Consider the following 16,551-nt stretch of genomic DNA (forward strand, 5'->3'; position numbering starts at 1 on the left):
CCTTATTCTGCGCCCGCCTGGCCGCGGCGGGCGCTTTCGCCATCCAATCGAGACCTCACCGCGGAATCGGCGAGGCTCCGACGTGCAGCACGATATTGCCGTTGAACGTCACTGCCGAACCGGCCGCCGGACTCTGCCCGACGACCTTGCCCGAGGCATTGCCGTCGAGAGTGATCACCGTGGTCTGGCTGAGCTGGCCGGTCCATCCCTCGCTGCGCAGCCTTTCCTGGGCCTGCACCGGCGTAAGCCCGGTCAGATCGGGGACGGTGATCCGGTCACCGGCGGAGACATGGACCGTGATGGTCGAGCCCTTCTCCGCGTTGCTGCCGCCTGCCGGGTTGGTGGCGAGCACCTGGCCCTTCGGCAGCGCGGACTTCATCTCCTTGATATCGACCGTGAAACCGGCGGAGTCGACCAGATTGGGCTGGGCGACAGAGATGTCCTGGCCGACCACGCTCGGCACGCGAACCTCTTCCGGCCCGTCGCCGATGGTGAGGACGACCGGCCGATCGATGTCGACCCGCACACCCGCGCTCGGGTCCTGCGCGATCACCTTGTCGGTGTCGGCCGTGCTCGACGGCTTGCGCGCCACATTCGGATCCAGTTGCAGCCCGATCGAATTCAGCTCCCGCTCGGCGTCGGCCCGCGTCATCCCGATCAGCCGAGGCAGTTGCACCTGCGTCGGCCCGGTCGAGATCTGCAACGTCACGGTGCTGCCCTCGTCGATGCGCGAACCGCCCAGCGGTTGGGTCGCGATCACATTGCCCGCCGCCACTTTGCCATCCGGCTTCTGCTGCACGGCCACGAAGAAACCGGCCTGCTGCAGCTCGCTCTGCGCCTGCTGGGCGGGCTTGCCCGACAGGTCGGGAACGGCCACCTGATCGGCCTTGCTCCCCGGCCCGACCAGCACCCAGAACAGCCCGAACGCCACGGCCAGCGCGGCCGCGACGCCGAGCGCGATCAGGCCGGTGCGGTTGCGTTCCTCACCGGCGGGTCCGACCACGGGGTGCTCGGAGGTGTCGTCGCGGCGGTCGTGAAAGCTGCGCGGGCCTGGATCGTCGTCGTAGTCGTAATCGCCGCGGTCTTCGTCGTTCATCACCATCGGCGCGCTCGGCTTCTGCCCGCCGAGCACCCGGATCAGGTCGGCCCGCATCTCCGCGGCCGTCTGGTACCGGTTGGCCGGGTTCTTGGCCATCGCCTTGAGGATCACCGAATCGAGCTCGCGTGGCACGCCGGGATTGACCGACGACGGTAGCGGCGGGTCTTCCTTCACGTGCTGGTAGGCGACCGCGACCGGCGAGTCACCGGTGAACGGCGGCTGCCCGGTGAGAATTTCGAACAGCACACAGCCGACGGAATAGACATCCGAACGCGCGTCGACAGTCTCGCCGCGCGCCTGTTCGGGCGAGAGGTACTGCGCGGTGCCGATCACCGCGGCGGTCTGGGTCATCGGGTTGGCGCTGTCGGCGATCGCCCGCGCGATGCCGAAGTCCATCACCTTCACCGCACCGGCGCGGTTGATCATGATGTTGGCCGGCTTCATATCGCGGTGCACGATCCCGGCCTTGTGGCTGAAATCGAGCGCGGCGCACACATCGGCCACGACTTCCATCGCCTTGCGCGGCGCCAGCGGCCCCTTGCCGCGCACGATGTCGCGCAGGGTGTCGCCCTCGACGTACTCCATCACGATGTAGGGCAGCGGGCCGCCGTCGACGGTGGCCTCGCCGGTGTCGTACACGGCCACGATGGCCGGGTGGTTCAGCGCGGCCGCGTTCTGGGCTTCGCGCTTGAACCGCAGGTAGAACGTGGGATCGCGGGCAAGATCGGCCCGCAAAACCTTGATCGCCACGTCGCGCGACAGCCGCACGTCGCGGGCGCGGTGCACCTCCGACATGCCGCCGAACCCGATGATCTCGCCAAGCTCGTACCGCGAGGAGAGATTCTTCGGGGTCGTCATGGTTGTCCTATGGTCGGGCCTACGGCCGTGTCGCTGTCGGGGAACGGCAGGTCGAAGGTGGGCAGCCGGGGGCGGCCGACGGTGGTGGTTCCCCCGGCGGGCGCCGTGGTGGTCGGCTCCGGCTTGGTCGTTTTCGGCGTCGTCGTCGGCTTGGTCTTGGTCGTGGTGGTCGGCGGCACCGTGGTGGTGGTAGTCGGCGGCTCGGTGGTGGTAGTCGGCGGCTCGGTGGTGGTCGTCGGGCGCTGCGTGGTGGTCGTCGGTTCCTCGGAGATCACCGGCGGCGGCGGGACGGGCTGGGTGGTGGTGACCGGCGGGGGCAGCGGCTTGGTGGTCTGCACCGTGGTGGTCGTGGTGGTCGAACCCCGGTTCGGTTCACCGCCGAACAGCACCCACAGCACGATGCCGCCGAGCGCCAGTGCGCCGACGCCGAGCGCGATCAGCCACTTCTGATTGTTCTTGGAGTTGCTCGCCGGAACCGGCGCCGGCGCGGCAGCCTGGGTGGCCGGACCGCTGTAACCGCCGGTCGGCGGGCCGCCGGGCTGATGGCCGAAGCGCATGGTCGCGCCCTCGTAGTCCGCCGCGGCGGCGGCCGCTGCGGCCGCCGCGGGCAGCACCACGGTCGGTCCGGGCGGCAGGACCCGGGTCGCGCCGGTCATCGACGACCCGGTGGCGCCGCCGGGAAGCGGTGGCATGTGCCCGGCGCGCACGGCGGCGACGGCATCGGCGAACTCGCCACCGCTGCTGTAGCGCTGCAGCGGATCCTTGGCCATCGTGATGGCGATCAGCTCGTGCACGTTCGCGGGCAGGTCGTCGGGCATCGGCGGCGGCGCGTCGCGCACGTGCTTCATCGCGACGGTGATCGCACCCTCGCCGGTGAACGGACGGACGCCTGCCAGTGCTTCGTAGCCGACGATGCCGAGCGCGTACACATCCGATGCCGCGGTGGCGTCCTCGCCGACGGCCTGTTCGGGGGCGATGTACTGGGCGGTGCCCATCACCATGCCGGTCTTGGTCACCGGCGAGGCGTCGACCGCCTTGGCGATGCCGAAGTCGGTGATCTTCACCTGACCGGTCGGCGTGACCAGGATGTTGCCCGGCTTCACGTCACGGTGCACCACGCCGGCCGCGTGCGCGACCTCGAGGGCTCGCCCGGTCTGCTCCAGCATGTCGAGACCCTGGATGACCGAGAGCCTGCCCATCCGGTTGAGCACCGCGTTGAGCGGCTCGCCCTGCACGAGCTCCATCACCAGGTACGCGGTCTCGCCGCCCGACGGGTCGGCGGTCTCGCCGTAGTCGTAGATGCCCGCGATCCCGGGGGCGTTGAGTTGCGCGGTGGTGCGCGCTTCGACCCGGAACCGGGCACGGAAGGTCGGGTCGGCGGAGAACTCGGTCTTGAGGACCTTGACCGCCACCCGGCGATCGAGCCGGGTGTCCATCGCCTCCCAGACCTGACCCATCCCGCCCGTGGCGATGAGCCGCTGCAGGCGGTAGCGGTCGGCGATCAAAGCACCGTTGTTCAGCATCGGGGCCCCCGTGTTGTCACTCGCACACTCATTTCGTTCAGCCCCCTGCCAGGCCCGCGTCCAGCACCGACCTGGCGATCGGTGCCGCCACCGAACCACCGGTGGCCGCCAGCGCCCGATCGCCGCCGTTCTCGACGATCACCGCGATGGCGATCTTCGGGTTCTGCGCGGGCGCGAAGGCCATATACCAGGCGTGTGGCGGGGTGTTACGGGGATTACTGCCGTGTTCGGCGGTTCCGGTCTTGGACGCGATCTGGTACGGCGAGCGTCCACCGCCCGCGGTGTTGGCTTCCGAGGCGACCATCAGATCCTTCAATGTCGACGCTACCTGCGGCGTCACGGCCTGTCCGACGCTGACCGGGTCGGACTTGCTGAGTTCGGACAGATCGGGCGCCTGGGTCTGGTCGACCAGATACGGCTGCATCCTGGTACCACCGTTGGCGATGGTCGAGGCGACCACCGCGATGTCGAGCGGGGTCACCGACACATCGCGCTGACCGATGCTCGACTGGCCGAGGGCGGCGTTGTCCGGGATCGGTCCGACGGTCGACTCGGCCACCGGGATCGGCACCCCGCGGTGCGGTCCGATTCCGAAGGCCGCGGCCTCGTCCTTGAGCTTGGCCGCGCCGACCTTCACGCCGAGTTCGACGAACGCGGTATTGCACGACCGCCGGAACGCCTCGTAGAGGCTGGCCGTCGGCTGGTCACCACAGGTGCTGCCGTTGTAGTTCTCCAGCGTGGTGCTGGTGCCGGGCAGGGTGATGTTGGGCGCCGCGGTGAACTGGTCGTTCGGTCCGGCGACACCGTTGGACAGCGCGGCCGCGGTGACGATGGTCTTGAACGTCGAGCCCGGCGGGTAGGTCTGCGAGACAGCGCGATTGAGCATCGGCTGGGTCTCGTCGGTGCTCAACCGCTCCCAGGCCGCCCGCCCCGCCGCGCCGTCGTGGCCCGACAGCTCGTTGGGGTCGTAACTCGGCGTGGAGACCATGGTCAGGATCTTGCCGGTGCTCGGCTCGATCGCCACGACGGCGCCGGTGTAGCCCTTCGACGTCATCTGCTCGTAGGCGACCTGCTGCATCATCGGATTCAGCGTGGTGAGCACGTTCGCACCGCGCGGATCGCGTCCGGAGAACATGTCGATGAGGCGTCGGCCGAACAGACTCGAGTCATTGCCCGACAGCAGCGGATCCTCGGCCAGCTCGAGCCCGGTCTTGCCGTACTGCATCGAGTAGAAGCCGGTGGCAGGTGCGTAAGCGGGTGGGTTTGACGGATATTCGCGCAGGTACTTGTACCGGTCGTCGGTCGCGACGGAGCCGGCGAGCACGGTGCCGCCCGCGGAGATCTGACCGCGCTGGCGCGAGTACTCGTCGAGCAGCACCCGCGAATTGCGCGGATCGCTGCGCAGGTCGTCGGCCTTGACCACCTGCAGGTAGGTCGCGTTCACGAGCAACGCCACCACCATCACCATGACGGCGACGGCGACGCGACGCAGAGGCGTGTTCATTCGCTCACCCTGCCTTCCGGCCTGCGCACCAGTTCCGTGGCCGCGTCGGCGATCGGGGCGGGCGCGCGCTTACGGGTCGGTGCCGGTGCGCGGGCCGCATCGGAGATCTTGATCAACAGCCCGAGCAGCGCGTAGTTCGCCAGCAGCGACGAACCGCCGTAGGAGATGAACGGCGTGGTCAGACCGGTGAGTGGAATCAGTTTGGTGACACCGCCGACGACCACGAAGATCTGGATCGCGATGGTGAAGGACAGACCGGCCGCGAGCAGCTTGCCGAAGCTGTCACGCACCGCCAGCGCGGTGCGCAGCCCGCGGACGATGAAGATCAGGAACAGCATCAGCACCGCGGTGAGCCCGATCAGGCCCAGTTCCTCGCCGATGGTGGTGACGATGAAGTCGGTCTTGGCGAAGGGCACCTGCTGGGGCCGTCCGCTGCCGAGGCCGGTGCCCGCGAGCCCGCCGGTGGCGAAACCGAACATCGACTGCGAGATCTGGTAACCGGTGTTGTGGTAGTCGTCGAACGGGTGCAGCCAGGTGTCGACGCGCACGCGCACGTGCCCGAACAGTTGATAGGCGAACACGAAGCCGAGCGCGAGCAGCCCGCCACCGATGATCAGCCAGCCCACCCGCTCGGTGGCGATGTAGATCATCACCAGCACCGTGCCGAAGATGAGCAGTGAAGTGCCGAGGTCCTTTTCGAGCACGAGCACGCCGATGCAGACGATCCACACGATCAGGACCGGGCCCATATCGCGCGGTCGCGGCCACTCCATGCCGAGGAAGTGCTTGCCCGCCGCGGTGAACAGGTCACGCTTGGCCACCAGCACGCCCGCGAAGAAGATGATGAGCAGGATCTTCGCGAATTCACCCGGCTGCATGCTGAATCCGGGCAGCCGGATCCAGATCTTGGCGCCGTTGACTTCGGAGAACCGGCTCGGCAACAGTGCCGGAATCGCCAGCGCGACAAGGCCGACCAGGCCTAGTGTGTAGGTGTAGCGCGCCAGCGTGCGGTAATCCCGCAAGACGATGAGCAGGCTGATGAACACCACGATGCCGAGGCCGGTCCACATGATCTGCTGGTTGGCGTCGGGGGAGGGGACCGATGTCGCGTCGTATGCGGCTTTCTGCGCTTCCGCGAGGTCGAGCCGGTGGATCAGTACCAGGCCCAATCCGTTGAGCAGCGCCACAATCGGTAGTAGGAGTGGGTCGGCGAACGGCGCGAATCGGCGCACCGCGAGATGCGCGATCCCGAACAGCGCGAGGAACGCCAAGCCGTACTTGGCGATGTCGGTGGTGATCGACTGTTCCTGGCTCGCCTCGACGATGACCAAAGACACCGTCGTGATGCCCGCCGCACCCGCCAGCAGCAGCAACTCCTGGTTGCGTCGCGTCGACGGCGGTGGCGCCGGCGCGAATCCGCCAGGGGGACTGGGGAACGCCCCGGCCGACGGCGGTGGCGGTGCGGACATCAGTCCGTCACCCGGCAGTTCTCCCCTGAGATCTGCGGGGTTGTCGGCGCAACGGTCGTGGTGGTCGGTGCCGGGGTGGTGGTCGGTGTCGCGGGCTGATCAGGGCCGGGAGTCGGTGCACCGGGGGGCAGCTGGGTCTGCTCGGGCGGCAGCACGCCGGGCTGCGGCACCGATTCCTTCTTCGGGCACACCGGCAGGAGTTCGTTCTGCGCCAGCACCTTCATGCTGCCGCGCGCCTTGTCCAGCGAATCCGGCGGCAGGCCTTTGCTCACCTGGTCGCGCCCGGTCTGCTTCAGATCGCTGACCATCAGGGTCTTGCAACCGCTCGGCGCGGACTTGCCGACTTCGAGCAGCGTGAGCTCGCCTTTGTTGTTCACACAACCCGACAGCTCCACATCGTGGATGGAGTAGCCGAGGATCGAACCGGGCAGGCCGCGCATCACGACCACCTTGTCGTTGTCGGCGCCCACGTAGTAGTTGCTGCGAATCATCTTGTAGCCCACCACGAGTCCGACGGCGACCGCGCCGATCAACGCCAGCGACAGCAACAGCCAGCGCAGCTTGTGCGACTTGGTTTCCACTGGCGGCGGCGCGGCGGCGGCGCGGCGCGGTTGCGCGCGCGGCGGACGCATGGCGGCGGCGCGCCCTGCGGCGGTGTTCGGCGGCGGGGCGTCTTCCTCCTCCTCGGTGGAGGCGGCGCCCGCGAGGATCGGGTGGCTCTGGCCGTAGTCGAGGTCGATCACATCGGCGACCACGACGGTCACGTTGTCGGGACCGCCTGAGCGCAAAGCCAATTCGATGAGCCGGTCGGCGCACTCGTCGGTATTGCCCTCGCGCATGGTGTTGCCGATGGTCTCGTCGCTGACCACGTCCGAGAGTCCGTCGGAGCACAGCAGATAACGATCACCGGCGCGGGCCTCGCGCATGATCAGCGTCGGCTCGATCTCGTTGCCGGTGAGGGCACGCATGATCAGCGAACGCTGCGGATGGGTGTGCGCCTGCTCCGGAGTGATCCGGCCCTCGTCGACCAGCGACTGCACGAACGTGTCGTCGCGGGTGATCTGGGTGAGTTCGCCGTCGCGTAACAGGTAGGCGCGCGAGTCGCCGATGTGGACCATGCCGAGCTTGCGGCCCGCGAACAGGATGGCGGTGAGCGTGGTGCCCATGCCGTCGAGTTCGGGTTCGGCCTCGACGTGGTCGGCGATGGCGGCGTTGCCGGAATGCGTGGCGTGGTCGAGCTTTCCGAGGATGTCGTCGCCGGGCTCGTCGTCGTCGAGATGCGCCAACGCGGCGATCATCAACTGGGAAGCCACTTCTCCGGCGGCATGGCCACCCATGCCGTCGGCCAGCGCTAACAGGCGTGCGCCCGCGTAGACCGAATCTTCGTTGTTGCCCCGGACGAGTCCGCGGTCGCTTCGCGCGGTGTAGCGCAGAACAAGAGTCACGATCGCAGCTCGATCACTGTTTTGCCGACTCGCACCGGAGTGCCGAGCGGAACACGGACGGCGGTGGTGACTTTCGCGCGGTCGAGATAAGTGCCATTGGTGGAACCGAGGTCTTCCACGTACCAGTCGTCACCACGCTGAGACAGTCGCGCGTGCCTGGTCGAGGCGTAGTCGTCGGTGAGTACCAGCGTCGAATCGTCGGCGCGTCCGATGAGAACCGGTTGCGTGCCGAGGGTGATCCGAGTGCCGGCGAGTGAACCATGAGTCACCACTAGATACTTGGCGCCCTTCTGGCTTCGGCTGAAGGAGGGCAGACCGATGGACCCGCGTGCACCGCGAGTTGCCCTCGGCTGAATCCGTATGCCGGATGCCGCGTAGATATCGCTGCGCAAGGTCCGCAGAACGGCCCAGACGAACAACCAGAGCAGCAGCAGGAACCCCGCGCGGGTCAATTGCAGGATCAATCCCTGCACGGCGTTCCACCTCCTGTTCGCCCGGGTACGTCGGTACGGCAGGTGCGGGGCGAACCACCCCCACCAGCGTGCTGGCTTGCGGGCCCCGAGGTCGGGACCGTGCGTGTAATGGCAGCATCATAGAGCCGACAGCGTCGACTCGTGACGTGCACCGCGCAGCTTACGGGATCAGACGATCCGGATCAGGATCTCGGAATGTCCGGCCCGGATGACGTCGCCATCGGCGAGCTGCCAATCCTGCACGGGGGACCCGTTGACGAGGGTCCCGTTGGTGGAACCGAGGTCGGAGAGCATGGCCGTCTGGCCGTCCCAGCGCACCTCGATATGGCGACGCGACACACCCGTGTCGGGTAACCGGAAGTGGGCGTCCTGGCCGCGGCCGAGGATGTTGGACCCCTCGCGCAGCGCGTAGGTACGGCCGCTGCCGTCGTCGAGCTGCAGCGTGGCCGAGTAGCTCGACTGGGCGGCGCCGTAGCCCGCGCCCTGCTGCTGGCCGTAACCCTGCTGGCCGTAGCCCGCGGCGGCGGGCTGGGCGTAACCGCCCTGCTCCTCCTGGCCGTAGGCGGGCTCGGCGTAACCGGGCTGCGCGCCGTAGCCCTGCTGGCCGTAGCCCTGCTGCTGCGGTTCGGCGTAGCCCTGCTGGCCGTAGCCGCCCTGCTGGTCGTAGCCGGGGTCGGCGTAGCCCTGCTGGCCGTAGCCACCCTGCTGGCCGTAGCCCTGCTGCTGGGGTTCGGCGTAGCCCTGCTGGCCGTAGCCGCCCTGCTGGTCGTAGCCGGGCTCGGCGTAACCGGGCTGGGCGCCCTGGCCGCCGTAGCCGCCCTGCTGGCTGTAGGCCTGCTGGCCGTAGCCGCCCTGCTGGTCGTAGCCCTGCTCGCCGTACGCGGGCTGGGCGCCGTAGCCACCCTGCTGGCCGTAGCCCTGCTGGGCGGGCGCGGCGGGGTCGTAGCCGTTCTGGTATTCGCCACCCTGCTGGCCGTACGCGGCGTCGCCGTATCCGGGCTGCGCCTCGGGCGCGCCGTAGCCGCCACCGCGGCCGTAATCGTCGGCCGGGTAGGAAGCCCCTGGCGCACCGGCGGGCGGCGGTGCATACCCGCGGTTGCGTGGATCGGACTCCGCGGGCTCTCGGCCGGGCTCGTAGCCTGAGTTATGCGTCATGGGGCCAGCTCCTGGTTGCGGGTGTGCGGGTCGTTGTGGCGGTCCGGGGCGAGGTGGGGCCGTCCCACGACCGGCGTCGGGGTCGACGCGGCCGCTCGCTCTGAACATTCCGGTGTGCAGCGTAGGTGATGCCTCGAACGCCACGTGAACTTCGCCGTAGGTCTGCCAGCCCTGCTCGCGGATGTAATCCTGCAGATGTTTGGCGAACGCTTTGGTTGTCAGGTCGTGATCGGCGTCGAGCTTGCCGTGATCGGTTTCGTTGATCGTGATCACGTAACTGTTCGGCGCGAGGCGGTGCCCGCCCTCCAGATCCTGGATCTGATCTGCGGCTTCTTGCTGCAGCGCGGCCTCCACCTCCTGGGGAACCACACTGCCGCCGAACACCCGCGCGAACACGTCACCGACAGCGCCCTGCAAGCGACGCTCGAATCTCGACACGATGCCCATCACAGCCCTCCCTTCGGTGCGCGTGTCCGCCCTTCTCGACCGCTAGTTACGGCGTGTCCGGACGCGACCACGTTCCTTGCATGATATCCACGATCCTCTACCTGGGTAACTCCCGGCGGCGCCCCCCGGTTCCCGGCCCGGCTTTCACCGCATCGCCGCAGGTCAGGGAATCGATTTTATTTTCGCCCGCGGGGCATGTTAGATTTTTCCAGTCGCTCGGGCGAGTGGCGGAATGGCAGACGCGCTGGCTTCAGGTGCCAGTGTCCGTAAGGACGTGGGGGTTCAAGTCCCCCTTCGCCCACAAGACTAAAGGCTCGATCCTTCTGGATCGGGCCTTCAGTCGTTTCGGGGGTGGTATCAGGCCTTGCGCGCGATCAGCAGGTGGTGCGGGATCGGCGGATTCGCCAGGGTGCGCTGCTCCACAGTCAGTCCGGCGGAGCTCAGCGCCGCCACTACCTCGGCAACCGGACGCAGGGTGAAGCCGTAAGGGGTGAACGGCATTTTCGCCATGGCCTCGGGGTCGCCGATGCCGACCACAGCGACGCCACCTGGCCGCAGGACGCGGGCGAGTTCGGCGCAGGCGGCCGGGAGATCGGCGAGGAAGTAGATGGTGTTGACCGTGATCGCCGCGTGCAGGCTCGCGTCGGGCACGGGGATCGCGGTGAGGGTGCCGTCGGCGAGAGCGAGGCGGCCGTGCGCGACCGCCCCCGCGAAACGGCCGTGCGCGCGGGCGAGCATGTCGGGGGAGGGTTCGATGCCGTGCACCACGCCCTCGGCGCCGACACGGGCCAGCAGCAACTCCAGGCCGATCCCACCGCCGAAACCGATATCGGCGACCCGCGCTGCGGCGGTCGGCGCCGCGGCGTCGACGGCGGCCGCGATGGCACGCTTGTTCCCGCGATTGAGGACCGACGCCACGCCCTTGCCGAGCACACCGTGCGGATTGCCGAGCTGCCCGGCGATTGTCGTGAGCAGACGATCTCTGACCCCGGTCATGGGGCCATCGTAGGCCGCGTTTTCGGGCCGCCGGTCCCGCAGGGTGATCCGAATACTTCTCTCCGGCCCGGAATTCGGGTTCGATACAGATCGTGTCGTCTGTATCTCGCCGCTTCCTCGCCCGCGCCGCCGTCCTCACCCTCGTCTCGGCGAGCGCCTGGTCGGTTCCGGCGTCGGCCGCGCCGCCGGTGACCGGTCCGCTCGCGGCCAACCCTTTCCTCGGTCCGCTCGGAACGGCGACGATGCACGGGGATGCCGGATCGTCGGATGTGACGCCGCTGGCCGGGCCCGCCGCCGGGGCCGGGGTCACGGTGTATCCGCTCGGGGCTGCTTGCCCGACGCTGCTCGAGGGCGCGGACGGACTGGTAGTCGGGTTGTGCACCGCCATCGCGGGTCAGACGCCGACGGTGTTTCTGTTCGATACGGCCGCGCCGGGGCCGGTCGGTGGGGCGCTCGCTTCGCTGCCGTTGACCAAGGGGAGCTTGCTCGGCGGGGTCTACGCCTTTCTCGACAACGAGGATCGACTGGTGGTCGTCGACGGTGCGCGGCGGCTGTTGCGGGTCGCGCATGTTCGGGGTGACGACGGCGCGTGGCGGTTGACGGCGACCGTGCAGTCGGATCTGAGTGGCGTGATTCCCCAGGGCGACAACGTCACCGGGCTGGTCCCCGACTGGTCGGGCAATGTGTGGTTCGCGACGGGACACGGTGTCGTCGGGTTCGTCGGACGCGATGGTGGCGTGGGGACGGTGCGGCTGCCGTCCGGGGAGTCGGTGGCCAACAGCATCTCGTCGGCACCCAATGGTGGTGTGGCCGTGGCGAGTACGCACGCCCTGTACGAACTGCGTGCGAAAAACAGTGAGCCGGAGATCCTTTGGCGGGCCGCCTACGATCGCGGCGCCGCACGCAAACCGGGTCAGCTCAGCTGGGGTACCGGCTCGACGCCGACATACTTCGGTCCCGTGCGCGGCGACGAATATCTCGCCATCGTCGACAATGCCGACGATCAGGTGCGACTCATCGTGGCGCGGTCCGGTTCGGGTGAGCAGGTCTGCTCCATTCCGGTCCCCGTCGGCGGTAGTGAGAATTCGCCGATCGCGATCGGTTCGTCGATCTTCGTCGCGAGCACCTACGGCTATCCGTATCCCACCGTTCCCGAGGGCGCGGGCCCGGCTGTGCCGGCGAACGCGCCGTTTCACGGCGGTCTGAGCCGGGTCGACCTCACCGCCGACGGATGTGTCCCGGTGTGGGACAGCCGAGTTCGCAGCGCGGCGGTCCCGCGGCTGTCGCTCGCCGACGGCGGCATCCACACCCTGCGGCGTGTCGGGCCCGATTCGGCAACCCCCCTCGACGGATTCGACTACGTCGTTGTCGACCCGGAAACCGGTGCCGTGCGCACCTCCACACACCTGCCGGGAACCGTCGCGGAGGATCCGCTGCAGATGGCCGCGCTCATCACCCGAGGCGGCGCGCTCTGGCAGGGAACGGTGACGGGGATCGTCCGAATCGGCTGAGACCGCCGCGTCCGGCAGCGTCCGGCCTTTCGCACCTCGAGCCGACCTCGTGCCTGTTTCGGCTGGTGGCGGCCATCGCCGCGCGGCGGCATCGATGCTGTCCTCTGCATGACTGGATAGTCCCGATACTCGCAGGTGAGGCGAAGGTCACACTGCCCGTGCACCCTTGTATTCCGGGTGTTCTTCCGCCGATTTCTGGTTGTTCGGCGGCCCGTTCGCAACCGGTCATTCGACCAGTTAGAGCCAATGAATTCGGTGTTTCAGTGCGATTGCTGGGCGTGTGTCTAGTTTGCAGGCTAGTTAACAAACTTGAGGTTTCTTTTCTCGTTTCAAGTAGTCGGCAACCGTAATTCCGTTGCCGAAACCCCAGGTGACAGCTATGAGGAGGGGTTGGTATGTGCCGAGGCAACCTTGCTCAATATTCGCGCGCGAACGTTGTCGAAGGTGCGTGACTCGTTATCGAAGGTTTGCTCGGGGTGAATTCTCGGTGCCGCCGGCCATGCGGTGCGGGTGACGCCAGAAGTTTGCTGCGGGTGTGAAAAACGGTGCGTCCACAGCCCTTTGCAGGTTCGCAATTCCTACCCCGGACCTGCGCGTTGGGGGTTGCGTGACCATAACGATTGTGTACAGTTGACGGTAACGCTGGCCGCAGTTCGAGCCCGACTCGCTGCGGCCAGCGGAACTCAAATGGGGGAGTTCGTCACCGTCTCTTAACCTTCCGTAGCTGCCGATTGCCCGGCGCGTCCCGTGGCCGGTGTGCTCGGAGTTGTCGGCTGCACAGATGCACGCACAGATGCGAGCTCACGCCCGGTCGAGCACCTTCGCCGGCGCCATCAGCCACCGATCGGCCGGATCCGCCGCCGAGACCGGTACCACTGCCTCCGCGTCCTGTTCCTCGGCCACCCGCCTGCCGATCCCGAAGACGTAGTACAGGAACAGCGCCTCGGCCACGAACCCCAGCGCGATCCGCACCGGGACCGGCAGTGGGCTCGGCGTCACGAAACCCTCCAGCAGGCCACACACCAGCAGCACGCACACCAGCCCGAGCGCCACCGTGGCGGTCGCACGCCCCTGCCTGGCCATCGCGGCCGCCCTGCTGCGCCGTCCCGGGTCCACCAGCGTCCAGCCGAGTTTCAACCCCACCCCGCCCGCGACGAACAGTGCGGTGAGCTCCAGCGTGCCGTGCGGCAGGATGAAGCCGAAGAACGAATCCAGCCGCCCCACGTCGGCCATCAATCCACCGGTTATCCCCAGATTCAGCGCGTTCATGAACAATGCGTACACAGCCGGCAGGATCAGCACACCGGTGAACAACGCGATCGCCGACACCAGCGAGTTGTGGGTCCAGACCTTGGCGGCGAAGGCCTCGTTGGGGTGCTCGGAGTAGTACGTTTCGAACGAACCCCCAGGTCCGGTGATGTCGGACAGATCACCCGCTGGTATCCCCAGCGCATCGCGCGCCGCGGCCGAACGATCCACAAGCACGCCGATCACGCCCGCGACGGCCAGAAAGATCGCAGTTGTCCCCAACCACCACGGCCAGGCTCTGTACACAGCCGCGGGAAAGTGCCGGGTGAAGAACCGGCCGACCTCGCGCCACGGCTGCGACCTGGCCGCCAGCACCCGGCCACGGGCCCGCGCCAGCAGCGCGCTGAGCCGGTCGACGAGCTCCGGATCGGGGTGGTGCCCCTGCAATCTCGCCAGCTGCTGCGAGCTGGACCGGTACAACCGGACCAGTTCGTCGGCATCGGCACCGGACAACTTGCGCTGGCGAACCAGCTGATCGAGCCGATACCAAGACCGTTGACTCGCCCAGCTGTAGGCATCGGTGTCCATATCGGGAATGCTAGCCACATGGCTGAATTCACCACCGGCGAAGCGGTAGCGCTCGAGCTCCCCATCGCGCGCATCCCCAGCCGTGCGGGCGCTTTTCTGCTCGACCTGATGCTCCAGCTCGCGCTCGCCGCGACGCTGGAATATGTCTTGATGCTGGTGCTGATCGTCACCGACGCCGACTCCGCCTGGTTCTCGGTGACGGCGGTCGTCACGCTGGTGGTTGTGCTGATCGCCTACCCGGTGGTCAGTGAAACCGTCTCGCGCGGGCGGTCACTGGGCAAGCTGGCCTTCGGCTTGCGCGTCGTGCGCGCCGATGCCGGGCCGATCGACTTCCGGCACGCGCTCACCCGTGGCCTCGCGGGTGCGATTGTGGATTTCTGGATGCTCGGTGCGTTCGGCGCGGTCGCCGTGGTCACGTCGCTGTGTTCGCGCGAGGGCAAGCGAGTGGGCGATGTGCTCGCCGGAACCGTAGTTGTGCACACCCGGCAGGCCATGCCGATGCCGTCGCTGGCCGTCGCGCCGCCGTGGTTGGCCGGGTGGTCGGCGCAGCTGGATCCGAGCGGGATCTCCGACGAATTGGCCGCCGCGGCACGGCGCTACCTGACCCGGCTGCCGACGCTCACGCCGCCCACACAGCACTATCTCGGCACCGAACTCGTCGAGGCGATGTGCGCTGCGCTGCGCTGTCCGGCGCCCGTCGGCTACCCGCCGTATCACGTGCTCGGCGCGATTCTCGCTCGGCGACAGCAGCTTTCGCGGGTGTAATCCCCAGCTTGTGGATGAAACAGCCTGTGCACGAATCAGGTTGTGCGCGAACCCACCTGTGCACAAACCATCCTGTGGATGAATCTGTTGGCGAGTCGGTGGATGAACTGTGAGTACCGGTAGAAACTCCGGTTATCCACAACCAGGTGCGGTTGTGCACAATTCGCGATGTCCATAGATTCAGAGCGAGCCGGACTGCTTCAGTTCGAGGTACTCGTCGGCCAGTGCCTCGGGCAGCTGATCGGGGGCAGCCGCCACCACGGCCACACCGCGCCGCCGCAGTGATTCCTGCACGAGCGCGCGTTCGGCCAGCACGGTTTCGGCGGCCGCCGCGGTGTAGACCTGCGAACGATCGCTCGCCGCCGCGGCGATATCGGGGTCGGTGACCGAGACGATCAGCACCCGATGACGTTGCGTGAGTGTGGGTAGCGCGGGCAGCAGGTGCTCGGTGACAGTCGGCCCGTCGAGACTGGTGAACCATACGATCAACGCCCGCCTGCGCACCCGGGAGATCACGGTGCGGACCAGTCCGTCGGTATCGGTGTCCACCAGCTGTGGAGTAACCCCCGCGAGGGTGTGCATAAGTTTGAGCGGCAGCTGATTGCCGCCGACACCACTCACTTCCGCACGCACTCGCCGGTCGTAGGCCATCAGGTCGACCGTGTCGCCCGCGGCCGCGGCCAGCCCACCCAGCAGCAACGCCGCTTCGATCGAACTGTCGAGCCGCGTCCCCTCGCCGACCCGGCCCGCACTCGCCCGCCCGGTGTCGAGGACCATCAGCATGTGCCGGTTGCGTTCGGGCCGCCAGGTCCGCACCAGCACGTCGTTGGCGCGCGCGGTGGCCCGCCAATCGATACTGCGCACGTCATCGCCTGCCACGTACTCGCGGAACGAATCGAATTCGGTGCCCTGCCCGCGCGTGTTGGCGACATTGCGGCCCTCGAGGTGATGCAGCCGTCTCACCTTCGAACGCAGCAGTCGCTCACTGCGAAACGCGGGCAGCGCGCGCACTCTGGCGGGCACGTCGACCCGGCTCTGGCGTCCCGCCAGACCCAGTGGTCCGAGCAGCCGCACCGTCACCGGACCCGCGACCCGATCGCCGCGATAGGTGGGAGTCAGCTTGGTGCGCAAGCGGATTCGCGTGTGTGGCGCCAGATCCAGGTGCTGGTCGCGTAGTTCGGGACGCGCGCTGTCGGGCCAGGCGTCCCACAGCAGTCCGCGCACGGTGGCGGCGCCCGTGTTGGTGACCACCAACTCCACCTCGGTGGCGCGGCCGAGCCGCACCACCGTCAACGGATCGCGGGTCAGCGACAGCGAATCCGCCCGCGCGGTCAGCGCGATATCGACCAGCAGCAGCGCCACCAGCAACGCGGACGCGCCGAGCACCCCTACCCACGTCGGGACCACGAACATCACCACCGCCGCCGCGGCCGTGGCGAGCAGCGCGAACCGGCCTGTGACCACCACGTC

12 protein-coding genes and 1 tRNA gene are annotated in these 16,551 nt (G+C 68.0%); 3 read left to right on the forward strand and 10 right to left on the reverse strand.

Going from position 1 to position 16,551, the window contains the following annotated elements; translation table 11 throughout:
• Positions 1–55: 55 nt before the first annotated feature.
• The 7 genes from pknB to ACWZHB_RS28565 form a co-directional block, all read right to left on the reverse strand.
• Positions 56–1,957, reverse strand: a complete 1,902-nt coding sequence (gene pknB, locus ACWZHB_RS28535) for a Stk1 family PASTA domain-containing Ser/Thr kinase (RefSeq protein WP_427904849.1) — start codon at positions 1,955–1,957, stop codon at positions 56–58.
• Positions 1,954–3,480, reverse strand: a complete 1,527-nt coding sequence (locus ACWZHB_RS28540; RefSeq protein ID WP_427904850.1) for a protein kinase domain-containing protein — start codon at positions 3,478–3,480, stop codon at positions 1,954–1,956. The genes pknB and ACWZHB_RS28540 overlap by 4 nt, the downstream gene beginning before the upstream one ends.
• Positions 3,481–3,517: 37 nt before the next feature.
• The gene (locus ACWZHB_RS28545) at positions 3,518–4,984 is read right to left on the reverse strand and encodes a peptidoglycan D,D-transpeptidase FtsI family protein (protein ID WP_427904851.1); all 1,467 of its coding nucleotides are present in this window, start codon (positions 4,982–4,984) and stop codon (positions 3,518–3,520) included.
• On the reverse strand, positions 4,981–6,453 hold the full coding sequence (locus ACWZHB_RS28550; RefSeq protein WP_427904852.1) for an FtsW/RodA/SpoVE family cell cycle protein: 1,473 nt from the start codon (positions 6,451–6,453) through the stop codon (positions 4,981–4,983). Before ACWZHB_RS28550 ends, ACWZHB_RS28545 begins: the two co-directional genes overlap by 4 nt.
• Positions 6,453–7,898 carry a PP2C family protein-serine/threonine phosphatase gene (locus ACWZHB_RS28555; RefSeq protein WP_427904853.1) on the reverse strand — a complete coding sequence of 482 codons (1,446 nt, stop codon included), beginning with the start codon at positions 7,896–7,898 and terminating at the stop codon, positions 6,453–6,455. Before ACWZHB_RS28555 ends, ACWZHB_RS28550 begins: the two co-directional genes overlap by 1 nt.
• A complete protein-coding gene (locus ACWZHB_RS28560) occupies positions 7,895–8,371 on the reverse strand; it encodes an FHA domain-containing protein FhaB/FipA (RefSeq protein ID WP_427904854.1) in 477 nt (158 codons plus the stop codon). The genes ACWZHB_RS28555 and ACWZHB_RS28560 overlap by 4 nt, the downstream gene beginning before the upstream one ends.
• A gap of 168 nt (positions 8,372–8,539) precedes the next feature.
• A complete protein-coding gene (locus ACWZHB_RS28565) occupies positions 8,540–9,973 on the reverse strand; it encodes a DUF3662 and FHA domain-containing protein (RefSeq protein WP_427904855.1) in 1,434 nt (477 codons plus the stop codon).
• Between the two features lie 218 nt (positions 9,974–10,191).
• On the opposite strand from ACWZHB_RS28565, the gene ACWZHB_RS28570 reads away from it, so the two are divergent.
• Positions 10,192–10,274 (forward strand) — tRNA-Leu (locus tag ACWZHB_RS28570).
• A 56-nt stretch (positions 10,275–10,330) separates the two neighbouring features.
• On the opposite strand, the gene ACWZHB_RS28575 is transcribed toward ACWZHB_RS28570, so the two are convergent.
• Positions 10,331–10,969 carry a class I SAM-dependent methyltransferase gene (locus ACWZHB_RS28575; protein WP_427904856.1) on the reverse strand — a complete coding sequence of 213 codons (639 nt, stop codon included), beginning with the start codon at positions 10,967–10,969 and terminating at the stop codon, positions 10,331–10,333.
• A gap of 89 nt (positions 10,970–11,058) precedes the next feature.
• On the opposite strand from ACWZHB_RS28575, the gene ACWZHB_RS28580 reads away from it, so the two are divergent.
• Positions 11,059–12,480 (forward strand): hypothetical protein, encoded by a 1,422-nt coding sequence (locus ACWZHB_RS28580; protein WP_427909334.1) that lies wholly within the window; start codon positions 11,059–11,061, stop codon positions 12,478–12,480.
• Positions 12,481–13,281: 801 nt separating this feature from the next.
• Here ACWZHB_RS28580 and ACWZHB_RS28585 read toward each other — a convergent pair.
• The gene (locus ACWZHB_RS28585; protein WP_427904857.1) at positions 13,282–14,316 is read right to left on the reverse strand and encodes a stage II sporulation protein M; all 1,035 of its coding nucleotides are present in this window, start codon (positions 14,314–14,316) and stop codon (positions 13,282–13,284) included.
• 18 nt (positions 14,317–14,334) lie between these two features.
• On the opposite strand from ACWZHB_RS28585, the gene ACWZHB_RS28590 reads away from it, so the two are divergent.
• Positions 14,335–15,081 (forward strand): RDD family protein, encoded by a 747-nt coding sequence (locus tag ACWZHB_RS28590; protein ID WP_427904858.1) that lies wholly within the window; start codon positions 14,335–14,337, stop codon positions 15,079–15,081.
• Between the two features lie 180 nt (positions 15,082–15,261).
• On the opposite strand, the gene ACWZHB_RS28595 is transcribed toward ACWZHB_RS28590, so the two are convergent.
• Positions 15,262–16,548, reverse strand: a complete 1,287-nt coding sequence (locus tag ACWZHB_RS28595) for a DUF58 domain-containing protein (RefSeq protein ID WP_427904859.1) — start codon at positions 16,546–16,548, stop codon at positions 15,262–15,264.
• Positions 16,549–16,551: the final 3 nt, after the last annotated feature.

The sequence above is a fragment of the Nocardia sp. FBN12 genome (genome assembly GCF_054031145.1).